The 20493-nt window shown below is 43.7% G+C and carries 21 protein-coding genes and 1 pseudogene; 7 read left to right on the forward strand and 15 right to left on the reverse strand.

The genetic code is table 11. The annotated features are described in order from the left end of the window. Positions 1 to 117: 117 nt before the first annotated feature. Entirely contained in the window at positions 118 to 1002 is an 885-nt protein-coding gene (locus CCZ37_RS14100; RefSeq protein WP_208613954.1) for a LysR family transcriptional regulator, read from the reverse strand. Between the two features lie 134 nt (positions 1003 to 1136). Between CCZ37_RS14100 and CCZ37_RS14105 the strand changes: the two genes are divergently transcribed. The 3 genes from CCZ37_RS14105 to CCZ37_RS19610 all read left to right on the forward strand — a co-directional run bounded on the left by CCZ37_RS14105 (position 1137) and on the right by CCZ37_RS19610 (position 3046). Then, on the forward strand, positions 1137 to 2333 hold the full coding sequence (locus tag CCZ37_RS14105; protein ID WP_094501050.1) for a multidrug effflux MFS transporter: 1197 nt from the start codon (positions 1137 to 1139) through the stop codon (positions 2331 to 2333). A gap of 124 nt (positions 2334 to 2457) precedes the next feature. Further along, positions 2458 to 2808: a hypothetical protein gene (locus CCZ37_RS14110; protein WP_026027570.1), complete on the forward strand. Its 351-nt coding sequence runs from the start codon at positions 2458 to 2460 to the stop codon at positions 2806 to 2808. Between the two features lie 103 nt (positions 2809 to 2911). Continuing rightward, complete coding sequence (locus tag CCZ37_RS19610; RefSeq protein WP_013868100.1) at positions 2912 to 3046, forward strand: hypothetical protein; 135 nt, start codon at positions 2912 to 2914, stop codon at positions 3044 to 3046. 211 nt (positions 3047 to 3257) lie between these two features. Here the strand turns inward: CCZ37_RS19610 and CCZ37_RS14120 are convergent, their stop codons facing one another. The 3 genes from CCZ37_RS14120 to CCZ37_RS14130 form a co-directional block, all read right to left on the reverse strand. Beyond that, a complete protein-coding gene (locus CCZ37_RS14120; RefSeq protein WP_010320515.1) occupies positions 3258 to 3827 on the reverse strand; it encodes a glutaredoxin domain-containing protein in 570 nt (189 codons plus the stop codon). Positions 3828 to 3886: 59 nt separating this feature from the next. Then, positions 3887 to 4771, reverse strand: a complete 885-nt coding sequence (locus CCZ37_RS14125; protein WP_094501052.1) for a DMT family transporter — start codon at positions 4769 to 4771, stop codon at positions 3887 to 3889. 461 nt (positions 4772 to 5232) lie between these two features. Further along, positions 5233 to 6228 carry a porin gene (locus CCZ37_RS14130; RefSeq protein WP_010319400.1) on the reverse strand — a complete coding sequence of 332 codons (996 nt, stop codon included), beginning with the start codon at positions 6226 to 6228 and terminating at the stop codon, positions 5233 to 5235. A gap of 285 nt (positions 6229 to 6513) precedes the next feature. Between CCZ37_RS14130 and CCZ37_RS14135 the strand changes: the two genes are divergently transcribed. After that, positions 6514 to 7128 carry a fumarylacetoacetate hydrolase family protein gene (locus tag CCZ37_RS14135; RefSeq protein WP_010319401.1) on the forward strand — a complete coding sequence of 205 codons (615 nt, stop codon included), beginning with the start codon at positions 6514 to 6516 and terminating at the stop codon, positions 7126 to 7128. Between the two features lie 275 nt (positions 7129 to 7403). On the opposite strand, the gene CCZ37_RS14145 is transcribed toward CCZ37_RS14135, so the two are convergent. The 5 genes from CCZ37_RS14145 to CCZ37_RS14165 form a co-directional block, all read right to left on the reverse strand. Continuing rightward, the gene (locus CCZ37_RS14145; RefSeq protein WP_094501054.1) at positions 7404 to 9107 is read right to left on the reverse strand and encodes a phospho-sugar mutase; all 1704 of its coding nucleotides are present in this window, start codon (positions 9105 to 9107) and stop codon (positions 7404 to 7406) included. Positions 9108 to 9265: 158 nt separating this feature from the next. Continuing rightward, the gene (locus CCZ37_RS14150; protein ID WP_422641343.1) at positions 9266 to 10177 is read right to left on the reverse strand and encodes an amino acid ABC transporter permease; all 912 of its coding nucleotides are present in this window, start codon (positions 10175 to 10177) and stop codon (positions 9266 to 9268) included. A 35-nt stretch (positions 10178 to 10212) separates the two neighbouring features. Further along, positions 10213 to 10995, reverse strand: a complete 783-nt coding sequence (locus CCZ37_RS14155) for a transporter substrate-binding domain-containing protein (protein ID WP_088721593.1) — start codon at positions 10993 to 10995, stop codon at positions 10213 to 10215. Between the two features lie 96 nt (positions 10996 to 11091). Next, complete coding sequence (locus tag CCZ37_RS14160) at positions 11092 to 11889, reverse strand: amino acid ABC transporter permease (RefSeq protein WP_094501060.1); 798 nt, start codon at positions 11887 to 11889, stop codon at positions 11092 to 11094. Continuing rightward, positions 11889 to 12608, reverse strand: a complete 720-nt coding sequence (locus tag CCZ37_RS14165; RefSeq protein WP_010319406.1) for an amino acid ABC transporter ATP-binding protein — start codon at positions 12606 to 12608, stop codon at positions 11889 to 11891. Before CCZ37_RS14165 ends, CCZ37_RS14160 begins: the two co-directional genes overlap by 1 nt. 299 nt (positions 12609 to 12907) lie before the next feature. On the opposite strand from CCZ37_RS14165, the gene aroG reads away from it, so the two are divergent. Next, entirely contained in the window at positions 12908 to 13960 is a 1053-nt protein-coding gene (gene aroG / locus CCZ37_RS14170) for a 3-deoxy-7-phosphoheptulonate synthase AroG (RefSeq protein ID WP_010319407.1), read from the forward strand. Positions 13961 to 14047: 87 nt separating this feature from the next. On the opposite strand, the gene CCZ37_RS14175 is transcribed toward aroG, so the two are convergent. Next, positions 14048 to 14491: a DUF2850 domain-containing protein gene (locus CCZ37_RS14175; protein ID WP_208613966.1), complete on the reverse strand. Its 444-nt coding sequence runs from the start codon at positions 14489 to 14491 to the stop codon at positions 14048 to 14050. Between the two features lie 368 nt (positions 14492 to 14859). On the opposite strand from CCZ37_RS14175, the gene ppnP reads away from it, so the two are divergent. Continuing rightward, positions 14860 to 15141, forward strand: a complete 282-nt coding sequence (gene ppnP / locus CCZ37_RS14180; RefSeq protein WP_010319409.1) for a pyrimidine/purine nucleoside phosphorylase — start codon at positions 14860 to 14862, stop codon at positions 15139 to 15141. 44 nt (positions 15142 to 15185) lie between these two features. Here the strand turns inward: ppnP and CCZ37_RS14185 are convergent, their stop codons facing one another. Together CCZ37_RS14185 and CCZ37_RS14190 are read right to left on the reverse strand one after the other, a co-directional pair. Beyond that, positions 15186 to 15932: a substrate-binding periplasmic protein gene (locus CCZ37_RS14185; RefSeq protein WP_094501064.1), complete on the reverse strand. Its 747-nt coding sequence runs from the start codon at positions 15930 to 15932 to the stop codon at positions 15186 to 15188. Positions 15933 to 16040: 108 nt separating this feature from the next. Further along, entirely contained in the window at positions 16041 to 16889 is an 849-nt protein-coding gene (locus tag CCZ37_RS14190) for a pirin family protein (RefSeq protein ID WP_094501066.1), read from the reverse strand. A gap of 148 nt (positions 16890 to 17037) precedes the next feature. Between CCZ37_RS14190 and CCZ37_RS14195 the strand changes: the two genes are divergently transcribed. Continuing rightward, positions 17038 to 17328, forward strand: a complete 291-nt coding sequence (locus CCZ37_RS14195) for a hypothetical protein (RefSeq protein WP_010319412.1) — start codon at positions 17038 to 17040, stop codon at positions 17326 to 17328. Here the strand turns inward: CCZ37_RS14195 and CCZ37_RS14200 are convergent. The 3 genes and pseudogenes from CCZ37_RS14200 to CCZ37_RS14210 all read right to left on the reverse strand — a co-directional run bounded on the left by CCZ37_RS14200 (position 17309) and on the right by CCZ37_RS14210 (position 20236). Beyond that, positions 17309 to 18493, reverse strand: coding sequence for a GGDEF domain-containing protein (locus tag CCZ37_RS14200; protein ID WP_094501068.1), 1185 nt, complete (start codon positions 18491 to 18493; stop codon positions 17309 to 17311). The genes CCZ37_RS14195 and CCZ37_RS14200 overlap by 20 nt on opposite strands. A 365-nt stretch (positions 18494 to 18858) precedes the next feature. After that, positions 18859 to 19050, reverse strand: a pseudogene (locus CCZ37_RS14205) (LysR family transcriptional regulator); the annotation flags it as partial. A gap of 94 nt (positions 19051 to 19144) precedes the next feature. Next, positions 19145 to 20236: a DUF3541 domain-containing protein gene (locus CCZ37_RS14210; protein WP_094501070.1), complete on the reverse strand. Its 1092-nt coding sequence runs from the start codon at positions 20234 to 20236 to the stop codon at positions 19145 to 19147. Positions 20237 to 20493: the final 257 nt, after the last annotated feature.

The following is a 20493-nucleotide window of genomic DNA, read 5'->3' on the forward strand; positions in this document are numbered from 1 at the left end:
AAATAAAATATTGTTTATTCAGTGGCTTGGTTACAGAGTTTTATGGAGACTTTTTTCTAGGATAGATTGTTTCTTGTGCCCCATTTTGTGATCAAAATATCCGTAATACTAATTTGATTACTTAGCTTCATTCGTTAATTTTTCTTTTAAGTATTTGAGAAATAAATGAGTTCGAGTGTGTTGATAATCAAGTTTAGGGTAATAAGCGTAAACCGTTGCTTGATCAACGGTGATATCGGGTAGCAAACGTACCAAATTGCCCAAACGTAGCTCTTCTTTGACCATCACATCGTTGGTGACAATCACTCCCATGCCATTTTTGCCTGCATAGAAAAGTGCTTCTGGATTGGTTGTCGCGAAATTACCCGATACGGATAGGCGTTTGCCCGTGGAGGTTTTTAATTCGCGCGTTGTGTGTTCTCCCCAAATCAAGACATTGTGCTGTTGAAGCTGTTCGGCGGATTTGGGCATACCATATTTTTCAATATAGTTAGGAGAAGCATAAAAGCCGGCCCTATGTTCAAATAGGGGTGAGGCTTTAAAACTGAGGGAGTTGAGTTGGTCAATTTCTCGGCTGATGAATAAATCAAGGTGAAGTTCGGGCAATTGCCCCGGAGTTGTTGTGGTCAGTTGGATTCGAATGTCAGGGTAGCGCTGTAGAAATTCATCTAAATACTGCACCAAAAATTTTGAGCCCACAGAGAGTGTCGCCCCAATTTTTAGCAGGCCAGCGGGAGTTTGGCTGACAGATCGTGTTTCATCAACCACCGATTGCCAACTTTCAAGTTGTGCTTTTGCTCGCTCATAAAAGAGAGCACCCGCTTCGGTTTGTGTCACCGTTCGTGTGGTGCGCTTAAGTAACTGCACGCCAATTTTCTCTTCCAGCCAATGTACTCGTTTACTGATGGCTGAGCTGGTGGTATTGAGCTTACGTGCCGCGCCGTTAAAGCTGCCTTCTTCAACCACTCGCATGTATGTTTTAACATTTTGTATCCAATCCATCGTTACCCTACTCATTCCTCATTGGAACTAATTCATTTCCTGAGTGCTTTATTATCAAATCTGAGTTGCCAATATATACTGAAAACGTATTTTGACACCACATCTACCGACGATAAGAGCTCACTTAGCAATCCATGAAAACTCTCGCTAGCACACCATTTAAAAAGACGCCGATGTTATTGGCGATGATGATCATTGCCACGGGCCAAGTTGGGGTGAGCATCTATTTACCTGCACTGCCGCTGATCAGCCGAGACTTAATGGTTGACCAAGCCAGTATTCAATGGCTCGTCACGCTCTTTTTAGTGGCGTTTGGAATGTCACAGCTTTTTTACGGGCCATTGTCTGATGCGGTTGGTAGACGCCCGACATTTTTACTCGGGCAGGGGATCTATTTGGCCGGTACAGTATTGTGTGTCTGTTTTTCGGATAATTTTCATGCGTTGGCTGCTGGTCGCCTACTGCAAGGTCTTGGCGCGGGAAGTGCTTCTGTTCTTGGCCGCAGTGTGCTGCGTGACAGTTATGATGGTCTGCAATTAACAAAGGCGCTTTCTTACATCGCCATCACTGCCTCAATTATGCCCATTATTGCCCCCGTACTCGGTGGGTGGCTTGCCTTTCATTTCAGTTGGCAGTCCGTGTTTGTGTTCGTATTAGTGTATATCTGTACCATTTTTATTTTAGGTTGGTGGATATTGCCAGAAACGTTGCCATACGCGAAACATCGGTTTCAACCGAAGGCCGTATTGCATAACTACTTGCTACTCTTGACAAATTCCCAAGTGCTGACCAGTGCCAGTTACAACTGGATCAGCTATTTATCTAGCTTAGTAACTCTGTCGGTGCTGCCTTTTCTCTTGCAAAACAAGTTGGGGTTAACGGCCGCCGATTATGGAACCGTAATGATCGTCCCTTCCGCGGGTTTGATGATAGGCAGTGTTGCCGTTAACTTACTCAATGATCGTTTTTCATCCCAACGTTTACTTGCTTTGGCGATTGTCATTATGGCTTTTGCTGGTGTTTGGTTACTGATAACACCGATGAGCGTGTTCAATTTAGTGTGGGGATTTACTTGGTTAACGGTTGCGCAAGGTATCTCATTTCCATTATCCACCAGCATGCTGCTCGGGCCACACAAAACTCAAGCGGGCTCCGTGGCGGCTTTATCCGGCTCTATTCAAATGTGTTTAGCTGGATTCTTAGGGGGATACTTGGTGGAAAGATGGATCACGAGTCAGATGTCGCTAGGCTGGTTCTATTTAGCCACCAGTTGCGCTATGTTTCTGGTGTTGTGTTCTTCCTATCGTTTACATCAAAGCAAATTCGCTTGATGCTGCTTATGCCCTTCCGGTTTGAAGCGGTTTAAGTCTAGTTGTGCATTTGCATCGTACATGTCGGCACAAGAGAAATAATTTGAGGTATAATCTCGGTGACATTAATTCGACGGAAAAATCAATGCAACAAGATGAATTTCAAGCATTAGTCAAAAGCTTGTGCGAGCAAAAAACACTTCCTCAAGCGTTAGACATGCTGAAAGTATTTGAAGATCAAGATATTGCTGAAGCAGCCTTATCGTTAGTGGGCCAGTTCGCTTTAGCCGAAGTGGATGGAGAGCAACGCATTTACCACGTCGTGTTGCAAGAAAATGAGCAAGGTGAAGAAGAAGAGTTTGTCGAACACATTATGAATGAAGGCGATGACGTTATTAAGTTTGTTGCTTGGTTTTTTGAAACCATGTTTGAAGTTAAGCAGAAAGAGACTTACTTGGCTGCCGGTAAAACCTATAAGCAGCCTAAACGCGGTTAACTGAAAATTAATTACTTAATTTTGTGACTCAAATCTTGTTTTTGTTCTTTTTTGGACTAATATACACCTTGTCAGGTAAATAAATTACATGTTGAGGTGATTCATGGGTTATGAATTAGGTGGTGCTTACGTTGGTCAACTGATCGCAAAAAAAGCGATGTATGATGCAATGCATGGCAAACCACAAGCAAAGAAAAAGTCTTTCATTAAAACGCTAGTGAAGAAATTCAGCAAATAGTGAATGCCTAAGAATTAAAAAGCCCTAGCTTGGTAACAAGCTGGGGCTTTGCTTTATTTACTCGGGTAAAAATGGCTGTGCAAATTCGTCCACCATTCGTCCACCATTCGTCCACAAAGAGCCCGTATACCATTACTGACTAAAGAGTCGGCGGTTTCTGAGGCGTCAGTACTTTTTCTTCTAAAGTAACCAGATACTCAGGGGGGGGGCACTACTGACTTTTTTTGGTTAGCCAATCTTCCAATTTATCACACCCGCCGATATAGCGGCTTTCTAGCCAAATTTGTGGCACGGTGACGGGCGTTTTTTGACCGATGATGGCTTTAACTTCTGGGATCATCCGGTACAGCGCCGCACTTTCTTTGACGACATCATGATAGGTGTATTGAATTCCCGCTTCATCCAGCAATTTTTTTGCTTTGACGCAGTATGGGCAAGTGGCTTTTCCATACACAATATTGCCAGTTAACTCGTCACGTTGTGCCCACTCTTTGATCACCGATTGAACCAAAACACCTCGATTTAACGCTTCTCCTTGGCTGATCACTTTACCTTCAACGACCAATATTGGGGCGTGCCATGCGCCAAGTTTCAAGGGTTCCCACCAGTACGATAGCCAGTCTTTGACTTCTAACTCGATGGGAATGCCCTCCAGTTCATTATTGAAGGTGTCAGTCAAAATGTCTTTGGTGAGAGTACACTCGCCGCAAGGGATGGTGACTTTAAATGGACCCCAACTTCCAGCCCATCGGTATAGTGTGATTTTTATCGGTTTTGCCATCGTGTTTTCCTCAAGAAGCATTGCTTAGAGAATAGGAAAGAGTGGAGTGACTTTTTATTTCAACGCGAAGATTTTTTTGTTTCCCAGTGAGTAATAAAGGCCACTGAAGCGATAATGATGGCAGCGCCAAGCCATAATCGCCCGGGTGGTGCCCAGCCAAACACTAACCAACCCGCCAAAACATTCAGTGGCAGCTTCGCGTGATCAAAAGGTTGCACAAAAGACGCATCTGCCACCGCATAGGCTTTAACTATCGCCCATTGAGCCAGTGCTGTCATCGCACCCGCAAAAAGCAATATGAGCCATAGAGTGCTTCCTTGAGGTGTTTGCCAATCTGGTAAAGCGAGCAGTAGATTGAACGGTGTGATCAGTACCAAAAGGTAGACCACCATAGTAGACGGTGAGTCATGGGCAGACAGTTTTTTCACCATCAAAGAGTAACAAGCCCAAAAAAATGCCGCGCCAACAGGCAGCAACGATGCCCAGTTGAAATCGTCAGCCCAAGGTTCAAGGATGATCATCGCCCCGACAAAGCCAGTTAATGTTGCTCCCCAGCGCGCTGTAGCCACTTTCTCTTTTAAAAAAAGACCTGAGCCAATCGTGGCAAAAAGAGGAGAGGTCATCAGCAGTGCAATACCTTGCCAAATGGGTACGGGATAGGCGAGTGCCCATAACCAGAGCTGTATGCCAATCACAGATAAAAACACACGGAAAATATGCATGCTTAAATGCTCGGTGCGTAGCGAGTAGCGGATCCCTAACCTTGATAAATACGGCAAAATAACGACTAACGCGATGGCATATTGAACCAGCGCCACCGTGGTAGATGGCAGGCCATAATTGATACTGGCGATTTGAGCAAGGCTATTGACTATCGCAAAAGCGAGGCCTGCGATCAGCATCCAACTTGCCCCTTGGATCGGGTGGTGAAGTATTTTGGTCATAGAGAAGAGGGTTATAGAAAAAGTCGTTGAATCATACTGACTTATCAGCGTTAAACCAATCTCTGAAATGAATAGAGTGGTTCAATAAATTTGAGCAAGTGTTATCCCTGCTGATTTCCGCTTGTCTGAAACGCCAAACATTTTGCGTATGGACTGTGGTGATGGGATAAAAAAAGCCCCCTAAAAAGGGGGCGAAAGAACATGAACGGTCAGTGCTCTGCCTTAGCACTGAAAAGAAGCACAAACGCTGCCATGCATTTGTACTTATTACATAGCAGGTTATGTGCCACCTTTAACTTATTGAAAAATAGTGAACTTATATTGTTGGCTCTGTTAAACATGGTCTAGCCTAGTGCAATGTGTTTTATTGTGGTGCAATGCCGGCAAATAAAAAAGGCCAAGCGAGTGCCTGGCCAAAAGGACAAAATCCTTAGGGAGTATATGTGTTTGTATAATTAAAATTAGAAGTTGTAACGTAGGCCTAGGCGAATAGAGTCTTTTGCATCATACGCAGTGCCGAGGTCTGTTTTATCTAGGTTGTTCATTTTGTAGGCAACGTAAGTGTAGATTGATTTATTGAAATCATAACGCCCCGTCAACTCAGCAAAATCACTTTTCGTCGTTGTGACGTTTGCAGTTTCATTTTCCGTTTTTTGATACACACCAATCAAGCGGAAGTTACTTGTGATTTTGTATTGCGCAGCAAATTCAATCCCGTTGAATTCGCTCTTCGCTTTATCGTCCAAATCCCCTTGTGTATAGGTCAGGCCTAAGTACAAATCGTCCAACGTGTAATTCACCCCAGTAATAATTTGATTCGCCGCACCTTGGCCTGTGCCATTATCGTTGCTTGCGTAGCCCAAGCCTAAACCAAGCCCGATAGGTAAGTTATAAATTGCAGAAAGACCAAAGCCATCGGTGTCTTTTTCTTCGCCTGCAATAAAGCTTGCTTTCACATTAAGGGCATCAAATGTACCTGCGTAGAGGAAGGTGTTGTTGATTTGCTCGTTACCCGCGTTAATGAACTCTTTTTGAGCACCAGTATAAGTACCGATGTCTGACATTTGAGAGATTTGCACGCCAGCGGTATCTTGGCGGCCTACAGAGATAGCACCAAAATCAGCTTGTAAACCTGCAAATAGGTAACGTTGGTTGAAATCAGAGTTCTTATCGTTGCTGGCGGAGGAATTAACCGTTTGCTCTGCTTCATAGGTTGCAAAACCTTTCAAAGAGTCAGAGATTTCTGTTGAACCTGTAATGTTCAAACGCGCACGGCTTTTGTTTTTCATCGTGCCTTCAATTTCTTTGCCTTTGTCATCACCACCGAAATCGCCACGAAATTCTGCACGTCCACCAACTTTAAGCTCATTTCCATCCGCTTTGTAAACGGTCGCAGCAAAAGAAGAACCTGATACCAATGCTGTAAGAATTGCGGTTGCGATTGTTGCTTTTTTCATTTTATTTACCTTATCCATGATCAATGAGCTTCAGTGCTCGAACGGTTTTGATGTGAGTAAAGTAGATGTTTTAAATGAATGTTTAATTACTGATTTATGATGTTTGCATGTTGTTTTTATTGACGATTTATTAAAGAGAATGTTGTGTGTCGATGCTCAAAGTCATCAAGGTGCCATGAATTTTGAGTCGAAGATCTTACTTTTATCTAATGACGGTGCAAATCCATTCACTCGCGCTGTAGATGAGGTAAACTCGACGACCTTAGTCGTCTCAAGGAAGAGTATATGTATTCGGTTCGTTTGGATAAACAGAAGATAACCCCGTCTAAAGTGTTGTGTGTTGGTCGGAACTATATTGAACATATTCAAGAGCTTAATAACACAATGCCAGAACAAATGGTGGTGTTTAATAAACCCAATACGAGCATTACAACCACTCTATCCTCGTTTCACCAAGAGACGCTTCACTATGAAGCTGAAATTTGTTTTTTGATCAAAAAAGGTCAATACAGCGCGGTTGGTTTGGGGTTAGATCTGACTAAGCGGGTACTGCAATCTCAGCTTAAAGCAAAAGGTTTACCTTGGGAGCGGGCGAAAGCATTTGATGGTTCAGCAGTACTTAGCCGATTTGTGCCACTGCATGGTCTCGACATCAATAAGTTGCAGTTAGAGCTATTCATCAACTGTGTTCGGGTTCAGTGCGGCGGTGTCAACCAAATGATCTATTCACCCGCCACCATTTTAGAAGAGCTGAAATCTTACACATCGCTGCGTGATGGTGATGTTGTGATGACCGGAACGCCACAAGGCGTTGGAGAAGTACATTGTGGCGATCTCTTTTTAGGGCGTCTTAAATGTGGAGAGCAGACCTTAATCGAGATTGAATGGCTAGCACAATAAATTGATTTGCCAAAGAGACGACGTCGAGGTTCTAAATGTATGTGCTTCAATAGTGTGCTATCCATAGTAATTCCTTTACTGGAAGTGATGAATTTATCAAGCCACAAGGTTGGGTCAAGCGATTGTACAAAATTGCGCATATAACTGTTATCCACTGGAGGGAAAAGAGTGTCGTAGTCGCAGGCATTGTTCACCTAAACAGATGAAATAAAAATGCCGCCAACAATGAACTGAAGACGGCCTGTTATTTCGTTGTGCTTATCCAGCAATGAGTGCTACAAGCTGTGTTGGTGTTCTGCGATGAGCATCGCCATTTGCTCGTCAGCTTTTTTCTCGGCGCTGGCGAAATCTTCTTCTGCTTCGAAGGCTCCGACGACCTCGTAATAGCATTTCAATTTAGGCTCAGTGCCCGACGGGCGCACAATCACTCTCGCTCCGCCTTCCAAGTGATAGGTCAATACATCGCTAGCAGGAAGTTGAATCGCTTGCGTTGTTCCATCGGCAATATAACGTGTTAGTGATTTGAGATCGTCGGTCATGAGCACTTTTCGACCGGCGATTTCCGTTGGCGGTGTGGCGCGAAGCTTATCACCGATCGGCGGTGAGTTAGGGTCTAACTTAATGCTACGTTGTGCATTAATGTAAAAACCGTGCTGGCGGTAAATAGTTTCGAGTTGATCCCAAATAGTCTTACCTTGGCTGTATAATTCGGCCGCTAGTTGTGCAAATGCCACCATGGCCGAAAGGCCATCTTTATCCCAAACGGTTTGCCCTATGGTGTAACCCAATGCTTCTTCATAGGCGAATAAGAACTGCTGTTCATCGCTTTGTTGTTGCATCGCCACGTTGGTTAACCATTTAAAGCCAGTCAAGGTTTGGTAGTATTTTGCACCTTTCGCCTGCGCAATATTACCGAGTAAACTGGATGAGACGATGGTGTTGCCAACCAACTGCTTTGAGGCATCGGTTTTGGAGAGCAAATAGTCCCCAAATAGTGTACCAACTTGATCGCCAGTCAGCATTTGGTACTGACCATCCGCTCGTTGTACGGCAACGGCAAATCGGTCGGCATCTGGGTCGTTGGCGCAGGCCAGTTGTGCATTTTGGGCATGAGCTAACGCGATAACCATATCCATCGCCCCCGGCTCTTCAGGGTTCGGGAAGTTGACGGTCGGGAAACGGCCATCTGGTTCGCGCTGTTCTTTCACACTGATGACATGGGTAAACCCAGCGTCATGCAGCAAAGTTTCAGCCATCTCAGCGCCGACACCATGCATCGCGGTATACGCAATGGTAAGGCATTGCGGATCAGTGTGGTGGTTCAACACTGGGCTTTGATTGAGGGTACGGCGGTAAGTTTGGTAATACTCTTCTGTTAGCCATTGCAAAAGGCCTTGTTGGTGCGCGTTGTCTAACGGCATCAGAGAAATAGCTCGCGTTGCCGCTAAGTCGATTTCTGCTGCAATACCTGAATCGTGAGGTGGGATAATCTGTGCACCATTTTCCCAGTACACCTTAAAGCCATTGTATTCGGGTGGGTTGTGACTGGCGGTGACTACGACGGCGGCGGCGGCATTAAAGTGTTTTACCCCAAAAGCGACTACAGGGGTCGGTGCCACTTTATGCGTGAGATACACTTTGATCCCCAGCGCGGCGAGTACTGAGGCGGTATCGTGTGCAAATTGCTGAGAATCTGGTCGGCCATCATAGCCAATCACTACACCACGTATTTTGGCATTGCTGACTTGCTGAATGAGATAGTGTCCTAAACCCGTCGCCGTTTCTTGAATTACCAGACGGTTCATACGATTAGGGCCGCATCCCACCATGCCGCGTAAACCAGCGGTGCCAAACTCAAGACGTGATTGAAAGCGAGCTTTTATCTCATCTAACTGATGCTGATCGACTAGTGCTTGTAGTTCTTGGCGAGTTTTAGGATCGGGATCTTTTTCTAACCATTCGGAAACGTGTTGCATCATGGTTTCACCTTCTTACATTCATGTTGAATTGATTCTAACTGATATTCATTCTCAATAATGGGGGCGCAATCGCTAAACATCGTTCTTATTCTGTTTCTCATCACGTGTTGCTTCTCTTTGATTGGTTGCGCAACTGACGCTGACAAATTCCTTGTTATCTAGTTAGAGTGATGAAGCGAGAGATGGCGTAAACTGCGTAGCTCGAGCCGCCTAAACAGTAAAGAGAGGCTTAAACATAAACCTAAGTATGCACCGCCCACTAACAACCATATTTCAAAAATAAGCCCAGAAGAGTTAGCGATTTCTGTGCCAACAAACGTCATTTCTTGAATTGAAATTAGCGATACAATCGAAGAATCTTTGACCAAAGAAATTGCTTGCCCAGCTAAAGCCGGCGTGATCGCCGCCAATACTTGAGGGGCAATGACGTATCGGTATTTTACCCATCGAGACAGCCCTAAAGAGTGCGCTGCTTCCCATTGACCTTGAGCGATTCCGGCCAACCCTGAACGAACAACTTCAGCGATGTAGGCCGATGAAAGCATCCCAATACACACAATTCCAGAGAACAAATTTTCCCATAGATGAGAAGGACCAAACAGCCAATGCTGAATGGCATTGGTTGGATCATGGTGTTCCCGTAGTAGGTTTTCTAGGCCCAACAACGGGATCACTTGATTGGAGACAAAAAAATAAAAAATGAACACGAAAACCAGCGGCGGAATGTTCCTAACTAATTGCACAAAAGCGTTAGCCGGAATTCTGAACCACGAAAACTGAGAGTGGCGTGCTACGCCAAGCAGTGTGCCTAACACAAGGGCCAGCACCATCGCCCAGACACTTAAGCGCAAAGTGGCGACCAAACCTTGAAAGAAATAAGGGATGTCGCCATTGCTGGTGGGAGTGAAAATCAGAGCAAAAGCTTCTTGCCAACGCCAATTATAATTCACCCCAAGCTCGGCTCGGTGCGTTAACCAAATAACAAAGCCTAACAGTGCTACGAGTAACGCATAATCGAGCTTATTGAGCGATAATCGTAGCCATGGTTTAAGGCTCCGTTTTTCATACAGTACGGTTTTTGTTCTATTCACATCCGCCCCTCAGGCTATTGCCCTGAGACGATTTGGTTTTGCCAATCTAGTGTTGAGAACCAATATTCGTAGCGTTCACTCAACCAGCCGTCATTGGTTCGTTCAATAATCCATTGATCAAAAAAGGCTTTTTTGTCCTCTTCACCTAAGCGAACGGCGAATGCTTCGTTTCCTTTGGACAACCGTTCATTAAAAGGAATGAACAGTTTGTCACTGTGTTTCACTGTTTCATGCTCAGGTTTAGGGCTTGACGCAATCACGGCGTGTGCTTGGCCGTTTAATACTTCTTGAAAGGCTTGTGCATCGTCATCAAATTGCAGAATTTTGGCTTTGGGGAAGGTTTCACGAGCGACTTGAACGGTAAATGCTCCGCGTCGCGCTGCGATAGTCACTCGACGAGAATTGAAGTCTTCTATTGTAGAAAATCCTTTAGCGAGAGACTGATTAGCGGCAAGTTGTACTCCTGAATGTGAATAGGGAGCAGTGAACAGGACGCTTTTCGAGCGTTCTGGCGTGATAGACATGCCGCCGATAATAACATCAAATTTTTGTGCTAAGAGTGCTGGAATAATGCCATCCCACGCGGTAGGTACAAATTCCACTTTCCAACCTGAATCTTCAGCAAGACGTTTGGCAACATCAATTTCAAAGCCAATCAGGTCGCCTTGCTTGTCGCGCATTGCCCAAGGCACAAACGTAGACATACCCACACGCAATGTGCCTCGTTCAGTGATTTTATCAAGGCTAGGCGTTTCACTGGCAAAGGCGGGTATGGAAATGGTTATCCCTAGTAACATAGTTAACCCGAGTGATAGAGCGGCGATAGCCTTCAACCTTGCGCGTTGCCACGCTTTTGTTGCAGATTGCTGCATTATGTTCTCCTTTAAGGATGATTATTGAGCGCGCCATTGCGACCCGAGTTTGTGTTCTAACCATGCTGAAAACCCTGATAAAGACAGAGTTAACAGTAAATAAATTGCAGCGACGGTAAACCATATTTCAAATGGCATCGCCGTTTCTGAGACAATATTTCTACCTTGAGTGGTTAAGTCAAAAATAGCCATCACACTGACGATAGACGAGTTTTTAATTAATGACACGACTTCATTGGTCAGTGGAGGTAATGTACGTTGGATAAGTTGCGGTAAGATCACATCAACATAGGTATAAAAACGAGAAAGCCCTAATGTTCGTGCCGCTTCAAACTGTCCCTTCGGAATGCTGTTTAAACCACCACGAAACACTTCGGCAGTATAAGCGCCTTGAAACAGTGCCAAAGCTAAAATGGCGGTAGAGAAGCGATCTAAACCCAGCACTGGGCCAAACACAAAATAGAGCAGGTATATCTGTACCAGTAGCGGCGTATTGCGGATAAGCTCAATATAAATATTGGCCAGCCAACGCCCTATCACGGAATTGGAAAGCTTCAACAAAGCGGTTGTTAAGCCAATGACCAGCGTAAAAAATAGACTGACCGTTGAGATTTTCACCGTGACGGCTAACCCTTCGAGCAGTTCCGCGGGCCACCATTCACCCTCGTCGTAAAAAGCGATGAAATCAGGCACACGATGCCATTGCCACTGGTAACCCATAGCATGTGCGCCGGAATCAAGTAGCCATACCATCCCTGCAAGCAGTAGAACTATCTGTACTAGAGCGGAGAAGATCGGTTTTATCAGTACTTTTATCATCAATGGCTCAATATTTGGTTGAGAAACTGTTGAGTTCTTGGGTGTTTTGGCTGACGAAATATCTCTTCCGGCGTAGCGATCTCGAGAATTCTCCCTTCATCCATAAAAATGACGCGATCCGCTACTTTTCGGGCAAAACCCATTTCATGAGTGACGCACATCATGGTGATGCCATCTTGAGCAAGGTCAACCATCACATCCAGTACTTCTTGAATCGTTTCTGGGTCAAGGGCCGAAGTGGGTTCATCAAACAGCAAAATGTCTGGTTGCATACAGAGTGAGCGTGCAATGGCAACACGCTGTTGCTGACCGCCAGATAATTGCACCGGATATTTGTCAGCTTGGTCAAGAATATTCACTCGCTGTAAAAAATGGCTCGCTCTTTGTCTTGCGGCTTGCTTACTCAATTTCAGTGTACGAATTGGAGCTAAAATAAGGTTTTCAATCACCGTCAAGTGAGGGAAAAGGTTGAAATGCTGGAAAACCATACCGATTTTTCCCGCAGGCTGTGTGATGTCGAAATGGTTGGATTTCAGGGTGATCTTGCCCGCGGTGATAGCTTCTAACCCATTGACTGTTCGGATTAATGTTGATTTCCCTGAGCCTGAAGGGCCACAAACGACTAAGATTTCCCCTCGACGAACCTGAAGAGTAATGTCTTTCAAAGCGTGAAAATTATTGTACCACTTGTTTACTTTTTCAAACTCTATCGCATTCATGGCTGAATATCTTGTTGTTATTTTGTTACCACCTACCTTAACAATATCAACGAGATAATGCACCTACGAAGCTCATATTAGCGTTAATTTGTGGGTTCCAGCATAAAGGTGTAACTATTTTTTTACGCAATGGTAATTTTGTAAAAAAGTGGCCAATATTGCCTTTTGTTGAAAATAATGATTGAAGTTGTGGTTTTTAGTAGATAAGTTACAGGGGAGAGCCGAAAGCAAGGCTGCGTATAGATCCAACCTGTCCGTTGTTCGGTAGGCAGTAGAAAAGAATAAGGAAGAAGTAAGCAATGTTTCAGACTGATGATGTAAAAATTAAACGAGTTAAAGAGTTATTACCTCCTGTTGCGGTTCTAGAAAAGTTTCCGGCAACAGAAGTTGCTTCTTCAACCACATTTCAGGCTCGAGAAGCCATTCATAATATTCTACAAGATAAAGATGATCGCTTATTGGTGATCATTGGACCATGTTCAATTCATGATCCTCAAGCAGCTGTTGAATATGGAAAACGTCTTAAAGTGTTGCGCGATGAGCTAGGTGATCGCCTTGAAATTGTCATGCGTGTCTATTTTGAAAAACCTCGTACTACCGTTGGATGGAAAGGGCTCATTAACGACCCATATCTGAACGATACCTATAAAATTAATGATGGTTTACGCATGGCGCGTAAGCTGCTGCTTGATCTGACCGATATGGGGATGCCAACAGCGAGCGAATTTTTGGATATGATCACACCGCAGTATGTGGCTGACCTTATCAGTTGGGGGGCTATTGGTGCTCGTACAACAGAATCTCAAGTTCACCGTGAGCTCGCATCTGGGCTTTCTTGCCCTGTCGGTTTCAAAAATGGTACGGATGGTAATATCAAAATCGCTTCCGATGCCATTCGCTCTGCCAGTGCATCGCACCATTTTTTGTCGGTCACTAAGTATGGCCATTCTGCCATCATTCAAACGGCAGGCAATCCAGATTGTCATATTATTCTGCGTGGTGGTAAAGAGCCAAACTACGGAGCTCAACATGTTGGTATCATTAAGCAAGAGCTTGAATCATCTGGTTTACCACAGAAAGTGATGATTGATTTTAGCCATGCAAACAGCTCTAAACAGTACCAGCGTCAACTTGTGGTATCACAAGATGTGAGCGAGCAGATCGCATCCGGTGAGCATGCTATTTTTGGGGTGATGATTGAGTCTCATCTCGTTGAAGGACGTCAGGATCTTATAGATGGCTGTGCGGCCACCTATGGTCAGTCGATTACAGATGCGTGTATTGGTTGGGATGATACAGAAGTGGCACTGCGCGAGTTGGCTGGTGCCGTAGAGGCTCGTCGCGCGCGTTAAGAATATGGCATCATCTTCTTCCAAATGCTCCCTTTGATGGGAGCTTTTCTATTTAAGTTGGCCAATCAGTGCAGCATCATACTCGTACTATGGTTGTGAAAAATGCTCAGATAGTGCTGAACGACGATTTTTACTTGGGTCGCCGTTTTCATCGTTTGCTACTGTGCTTTCATAACCTTGTTTGATAAAGCGCTGTAAAGGCATAGCAGGTTCAATGCGCTTGAGTTGAGGGGAGTTTGTTGTCCCAGCAAGTTGGTAAATGGTCACGCCACTACCAGTGTTAATCACAATTTTATCCCCATCATATTCAAACTGAGTACTGACTAAGCGATTATTTCGAAACACGCCATTTGAATTGAGAGTTAGAACCTCAGTGCTATAGCTGGGTGTGCCGATTTCGGTCCATGAACCATAGACATTTTTGGGGCTTGTATACTCTCGATAGCTCACCGAGAGTAATGAGGCGAACCCTGTCGCGATAGCAAGCAGCACTACCCAAAAAAGACTTTTTAATACCCAAGCTTTCTTCATCGGGTGACCTGAAGAGGCTTTATTTGCATGCGTGAAACCCTTAACTGTCATTCTCATTCCGTAACCTAAACCATCAACGATTGCCATCGGTCAGACTGACTATTAAAACGAAGTAGGAGACTGAGGTATGTCGTGTGGTTTAGCAAATGTCATACTGGAAAATATGATCTTTTTTCCAAAACTAGCACTAATGGATGGTAAGTTGAACATTGCATCATGAATTTTGTTGACTTACCGATCAGTATAGGTCGAGTTTCACTATTTGGTTAATCCCAATTGCCGCTTGTGTATTTTTACGATTTCAGATAAAACGGCTTATAAACGTGTTATTCACCGTATCTTGGTGGCTTATTTTACAAGGAAGAGAAATGATCAAAGAAAACACATACTTCGATGGTGACGTAAAGTCTTTAGGTTTCGCTCACCAAAGTGGTGATAGTTCGGTGGGTGTCATGGAACCTGGTGAATACACCTTTGGTACGGCGGCTTCTGAGCGTATGACAGTCATCAAAGGTTCGTTAACGATAAAGCGTTTAGGGGATGAGCACTGGTCTACATTTAAAGCGAAGGAATCTTTTGAAGTCGCTGAGAATTCGTCCTTTGATTTGAAAGTTGTCGAAGCAACAGCTTATTTGTGCGAATATTTGTAACTTATATAGGGCTTAAAAGCCCTATATCTTATTGAGCTGATATCTTATTGAGCTGTTAAGCCAAATTTTGCATAGATGGCCTCTATCCTTCCACTTTTTACCATTCCAGATAGAGCGTTTTGTAGTGCATCCGCTTGTGGATGGCTTTTAGGCATAGCGTAATAGTTGCCGATAGTGTTTGGATAGTAGTAGGTCGCTACTCGGTAGTCACTAAAATTAATTGTTTTTAATTCCACTTCTAGCGCAGCTAAATCCAATACGACAACGGTATCTATTCTCTTTGCCTCTAGCATTCTTGCTAGGTTGAAGTCATCATTAACAACCGTTCTATTTATCTCTTTGTCTTGATCAAACGTTTCGAAATAAGCGGTACCTCTTTTCACACCGACATCCAGCTCTCGTAAATCTTGATAATTGCTGATTGTTGGCCCATCACTGCGCGTGACAAAAACAATATTCCGTGTTTGCTCACTTATAGGGCCGATAAAGTGAACAAATGCTTCTCTTTCTGCTGTTCGTATAACACGTGGAACAATGTCAACAGTACCATTTTCTAAAGTAGCAAGGCTGCGAGGAAATGGAATGTTTCGCCACTCGATATCGAAGCCTATGTTTTTGGCTGCTTCTTCAATGACTTCTTTTAATGGGCCACTGATTTTTTGACCATCTGGACTAATCACCATTTCTGGTGGTCGATGCCTAAAATCAGCCTTCAGGGTGTTAGCAAAAAGTGTTGAGCTAACCAGCACTGCTGCCAATGAAATGAGAATATTTCTAGTCAATACCCACATATTTCGTGCCTCTCGTCAAATATACTACCTGAGTATAGACAAACTTTCTGAGAACGGTACTGGTCAACTAAAGTGGCACTTAAGATCAGTCGGATGGTTATCTCATGATTAATACTGTTCAAACACACCTGAATTGTAGTCTCTAATTGCTTGTTCTATCTCCGAAAATGAGTTCATTACAAACGGCCCATAATGCACGACAGGTTCATCAATGGGTTGCCCCATTAGCAACAAGACTCCGCTCATATCATTGGCTTTTAATGTTAAGAACTCACCTTTTGAGAGCAACGCTAGCTCGCCTTGCTCCAACACTTTACTGCCTAGCTGTACATTGCCTTTGTAGATAAATGCCATGACATTAAAGTGATTCGGAGTGACGATCTCTAATTGGCTACCCGGTGTTGCTTGCCAGTCGGCCACACTCAATTTAACGCCCGTTTTTGTTAATGGGCCAGTTACTCTCTGGTTGCCACAAGTGACATCACCCGCAAGTACTCTCAGTAGGCCAGCCTCTTGAGAGTGGTATTCGGTAATGGTTTCGGGTTGAAAGTCGTGGTATTGCGCTGGCGCCATTTTTTGGCTAGTAGGCTGATTGATCCAAATCTGAAAACCGTGCAACTGACCTTCAGTCATGATTGGCATTTCGCTGTGAATAACACCTCTTCCTGCTGCCATCCATTGGGCACCACCAGAGCGTAATTCACCGACATTACCCATGTGATCTTGATGTTGGAAATGCCCATTTAGCATATAAGTGAGCGTTTCGATTCCTCGGTGTGGATGAGGAGGGAATCCACCAATATAGTCGGCTTTTTGATCAGATTTAAATTCATCGAGCATTAAAAATGGTGAAAAATTAGCGTTATTAAAGCCAGCAACGCGGCTAATTTTTACGCCACCTCCATCCGAAGTGGGTTGCGCGGGGATTATCTGTTTTATTTCACGTTGCGTTAGCATAATCATTCTCCTTGTCGGTATAACATCAGTCTAAGACAAGGTGCTGATAAAGAAGAGCGCTGTGTTTTGAAGGTCTTTGTCGAGAAATTAGAACATATTGTGAGGAAGGCTATAATTACAGTAAGTCAGATCACAAGGAGGATGCTCAATGTCGATGTTACCCAAACATAAAGATCAGAATACGCATTATGATCCCAAAGAGGATTTTACGCTTGATCAGATGCATCGATTTACCAAGGTGGCTAATCAAGCGCAGAAAAATCGCGATACGCTTGGACCGCTCAGTGATAAAGACGTCTCCATTGTTGAAGCAGCAAAGCGCGCGGCAATGAGGCCAGTGATTCATCCTAAACCAAACAAACCTAATACAGCACGCTACGCCGCATGGATGGTGGTGGTATGTGCAGTAGGTTTGTGGATTATGTATATGGCTCGCTAGCTTTCTTTATTGATGTCACCGTTGCGAAATGAGTTGGTTGGATTGCAGGAGAGGCTGCAGTATGGTCAAGTGAAAGATGTTGGTAATACTGATATTGATTTTTGCCGTTGTGCTTTGCTGCGTACATCGCTTTGTCTGCGCACCGAGTCAGCTCGGCTAAGTTATCAGCATCGGAAGGAAACAAAGCAGCGCCGATGCTGACAGTGAGGTTATTGATCATTTCTGACCCTTGATATTTATCCTCAAATAGATAACAAATCCGGTTGAGAACACCGTCCAAATCCTTAACCGTTTTGATATCGTAAAGCAGTAGCACGAACTCATCTCCGGCAAACCTCGCGATGGAGTAATCGTGTTTATCGGTCTTTCGGTCTTTATTTCGGACGTTGTTTTTTAAACGATTGGCGAAATATTGTAAGACTCGATCCCCGACCTCATGGCCGTAGCTGTCATTAATGGACTTGAAATTATCAATGTCTAGAAAAACGAGTGCGGTGATGGTCTTTTTATCAGTCTGCTGGGAGAGCTTTTCTCGTGCCCAAGTTTCGAAACTCCAGCGATTGGCGAGACCAGTTAATTGGTCGGTGTAGGCAAGGTCTTCAATTCCTTCTTGATAAAGATGCTGGATATAGCAAACCGCTTTGTTGTAGTAGTAAGAGGAAATATGGCACATGCAACAGAGTGCGATGAGACTGAGAAAAAACCGATCTATAGGTAGATATTGAGGAAGAATGTCGACTCCGGAGAGTTGTACTGAGACGCCAATTAGCATAAAGAAACTGCAGCTAAAAACTAACCCTATTCGAAAGTCATTAATGAAGATCACGGCGGCAATAATTGGAAACAACCACAACACATTACCGACCATATGCTGTCCATATAGTAGTAATATGACCCCTTTTGTCAGCAAGATAGCACTGAGAAATAAATCGGCATAGGAGGTGTTATCAGAGCGATGGTAAAAATAAAGGTAATTAGAGGCAATGGCGATCAAGCATAATAAATTAAAAGTGCTCAGATAATATTGCTGTTCAAGAAAATGAAGAATGCCATAAAAGGCGAAAAGTAGTACAGACACAAACGAGCATAAGGCAACTACCCTACGCTTGCGTGACGCTCGCATATTGGCCATCTCTTCTAAATGTCTACCTACCAGTTCAGTCATACTCGATCTCGATGCTATCCTAAAGTATTAGATACCGAGTTAAGTCTAGAATACATAACAGAGTTTTGCGGACGAAGTGCATGGCGTAAGTTAAAAAATACAATGGCTAATCATTTTGCGTTTTCGTTAAGTCATCAGGCTATTAATAATCGGTGATTAATGGTCTTATAACTTATTGTATTATCAGCATGTTTTGTCGATTATTTTAACGCTGTCCAAATAAGCTATTATTTTTTTTATAAAAAATGAATATAAAAAAATGTGGATATAGCAAAAAAATCTAAGCTGTCCTGTAGTTACATCGTAAATTTAGTTACATCGTAAATTCTTTTTTGATCGAGCTTCGCAACACTAAGATACTCTCTTGTTTCAGTTGCTTCAACGATTTGCTCCAAAGCAGGCGCAATTCTCCGGTAGTATTTTTGGCCAGCATTATTAAGTACGACGTGACGCCCAACGGGATTGAATAGCGGCTGGTTTAGCTGGTTCTCTAATGCTTTTATTGATTGACTGATGGCTGAATGACTAACATTAAGGTGTTTTGCTGCATCTGCCATGCTGTCCGTTTCTGCCACGGCAATAATACTCAAATTTTTCGAGCCAAAGCCTACCGTCTGGTATACTCTGGCTCGCAGATCGCGCCGTTTATTGCTACTGAATAATTAGCCCATAAGGTAGACTAGAAAACACCTTAGGATTATTTTTCACTGTGGGTGCTTGGTTGGTTTTCTGCCAGTCAAGTAACATAATGGCAAGTACATTACGGTGCTCTCCATCGGCAAGGTCAAACACACCTGAGGTAGATGGAATCATTCCTTTCTCTTTATCAATCGCCTTTTGAATTGCGAGACGAGTTTTTTGTACAACAGGATCCTTTTCTAAACCTGCGAGTAGAAAAGTGATCCCAACTTCAGCAACTACATCTTCCTTCGCTCTGAGCAAAATGGTATCGATGTTATTGCGAAAGTAGTCGAATATCCATCGATGCTGCTGCTCCTTAATGGGATTTTGATAGTATTCTGAATCGGCAAAAATAATGTGTGTCATGCCATACAGCTTATTGCCATATTGTTGCGCGGAGAGTGCTTTATCAGCAGAATCTGGGTATGTTTTCCTAAAGCTATCAATGAATGGTTGTACGACATCTTGCTCACCTAACTGGCGTAACCAATAGACTTGGTTAGCAAGTTGTGCAGCCCACGCTTTAATCATTTCTTCATCAGTGGCGTACTTAGTAAAATCATAACGGCGGATCACTTGGCGCAAAAGCTGATCTTCTTTATGTTTCAAACCATATTCGTTGGCACGGGCCATAGAGCCTAATAGGTCGACGCCTAAGTAGAGGTATTCTGGCATATGTTTAGTGGCGATATAGCGTAATTGGCTGCGTTCATCTTCGTCATCGAGGTATCCAGCCAAACGTTGCTCAGAGTAGAGAAAAACCTGTTCAGCAGTTGAAACTTCTGCGGAAAATTGATTAAGTCGGCTCGCCACGCGAGCAAGATCACTCCACACCGCTGCTGAATATTTAGGGTCTAGAGTTTGGCGATACATCCGTAACCCATAGTGCCCCTCTTTGAATGCCGGCAATGTGAAAAGTTGCTCTTCATAGGTTTGACGAATAAGCTCCGCAGATTCAGAAAAAGTGTTATTCGTTGTTGACGCTGGCTCTGCATAGCCAGAGGCAGGCAACCATAATCCAATAGCTAATCCCAGAAATAGGCCACTCTTTTTTAATAACATGATGAAAACACACCTCTAAGCTAACATTCACAATAATACTAGCATTCCATAGTTTTATTATTGTTGGTGATATGTAAGATGTGCGTAAAATGACCACTTTGAGTCGTCGTTAGGATAATTCGTTTAGCTGATCGCACTTTTTACTCTATGCAAATCGATGAATTAGAATCTTGTCATGTTATCAAAAGGATAAGATTTTATTTGATTTTATCAACAAATATGTAATTAATTTGAGTGTTCTCTCGTTGGTTACGTTA

This window comes from Vibrio qinghaiensis, from assembly GCF_002257545.1.
In the GTDB taxonomy this organism is placed as follows: Bacteria; Pseudomonadota; Gammaproteobacteria; order Enterobacterales; family Vibrionaceae; genus Vibrio; species Vibrio ordalii.

What these genes read in the sequence shown, in the direction of transcription:
- CCZ37_RS14100 (WP_208613954.1), bottom strand. Translation starts at nt 1,002, where the DNA reads ATGGATTGGATACAAAATGTTAAAACATACATGCGAGTGGTTGAAGAA.
- CCZ37_RS14105 (WP_094501050.1), top strand. Translation starts at nt 1,137, where the DNA reads ATGAAAACTCTCGCTAGCACACCATTTAAAAAGACGCCGATGTTATTG.
- CCZ37_RS14110 (WP_026027570.1), top strand. Translation starts at nt 2,458, where the DNA reads ATGCAACAAGATGAATTTCAAGCATTAGTCAAAAGCTTGTGCGAGCAA.
- CCZ37_RS19610 (WP_013868100.1), top strand. Translation starts at nt 2,912, where the DNA reads ATGGGTTATGAATTAGGTGGTGCTTACGTTGGTCAACTGATCGCAAAA.
- CCZ37_RS14120 (WP_010320515.1), bottom strand. Translation starts at nt 3,827, where the DNA reads ATGGCAAAACCGATAAAAATCACACTATACCGATGGGCTGGAAGTTGG.
- CCZ37_RS14125 (WP_094501052.1), bottom strand. Translation starts at nt 4,771, where the DNA reads ATGACCAAAATACTTCACCACCCGATCCAAGGGGCAAGTTGGATGCTG.
- CCZ37_RS14130 (WP_010319400.1), bottom strand. Translation starts at nt 6,228, where the DNA reads ATGAAAAAAGCAACAATCGCAACCGCAATTCTTACAGCATTGGTATCA.
- CCZ37_RS14135 (WP_010319401.1), top strand. Translation starts at nt 6,514, where the DNA reads ATGTATTCGGTTCGTTTGGATAAACAGAAGATAACCCCGTCTAAAGTG.
- CCZ37_RS14145 (WP_094501054.1), bottom strand. Translation starts at nt 9,107, where the DNA reads ATGATGCAACACGTTTCCGAATGGTTAGAAAAAGATCCCGATCCTAAA.
- CCZ37_RS14155 (WP_088721593.1), bottom strand. Translation starts at nt 10,995, where the DNA reads ATGTTACTAGGGATAACCATTTCCATACCCGCCTTTGCCAGTGAAACG.
- CCZ37_RS14160 (WP_094501060.1), bottom strand. Translation starts at nt 11,889, where the DNA reads ATGATAAAAGTACTGATAAAACCGATCTTCTCCGCTCTAGTACAGATA.
- CCZ37_RS14165 (WP_010319406.1), bottom strand. Translation starts at nt 12,608, where the DNA reads ATGAATGCGATAGAGTTTGAAAAAGTAAACAAGTGGTACAATAATTTT.
- aroG (WP_010319407.1), top strand. Translation starts at nt 12,908, where the DNA reads ATGTTTCAGACTGATGATGTAAAAATTAAACGAGTTAAAGAGTTATTA.
- CCZ37_RS14175 (WP_208613966.1), bottom strand. Translation starts at nt 14,491, where the DNA reads ATGAAGAAAGCTTGGGTATTAAAAAGTCTTTTTTGGGTAGTGCTGCTT.
- ppnP (WP_010319409.1), top strand. Translation starts at nt 14,860, where the DNA reads ATGATCAAAGAAAACACATACTTCGATGGTGACGTAAAGTCTTTAGGT.
- CCZ37_RS14185 (WP_094501064.1), bottom strand. Translation starts at nt 15,932, where the DNA reads ATGTGGGTATTGACTAGAAATATTCTCATTTCATTGGCAGCAGTGCTG.
- CCZ37_RS14190 (WP_094501066.1), bottom strand. Translation starts at nt 16,889, where the DNA reads ATGCTAACGCAACGTGAAATAAAACAGATAATCCCCGCGCAACCCACT.
- CCZ37_RS14195 (WP_010319412.1), top strand. Translation starts at nt 17,038, where the DNA reads ATGTCGATGTTACCCAAACATAAAGATCAGAATACGCATTATGATCCC.
- CCZ37_RS14200 (WP_094501068.1), bottom strand. Translation starts at nt 18,493, where the DNA reads ATGACTGAACTGGTAGGTAGACATTTAGAAGAGATGGCCAATATGCGA.
- CCZ37_RS14210 (WP_094501070.1), bottom strand. Translation starts at nt 20,236, where the DNA reads ATGTTATTAAAAAAGAGTGGCCTATTTCTGGGATTAGCTATTGGATTA.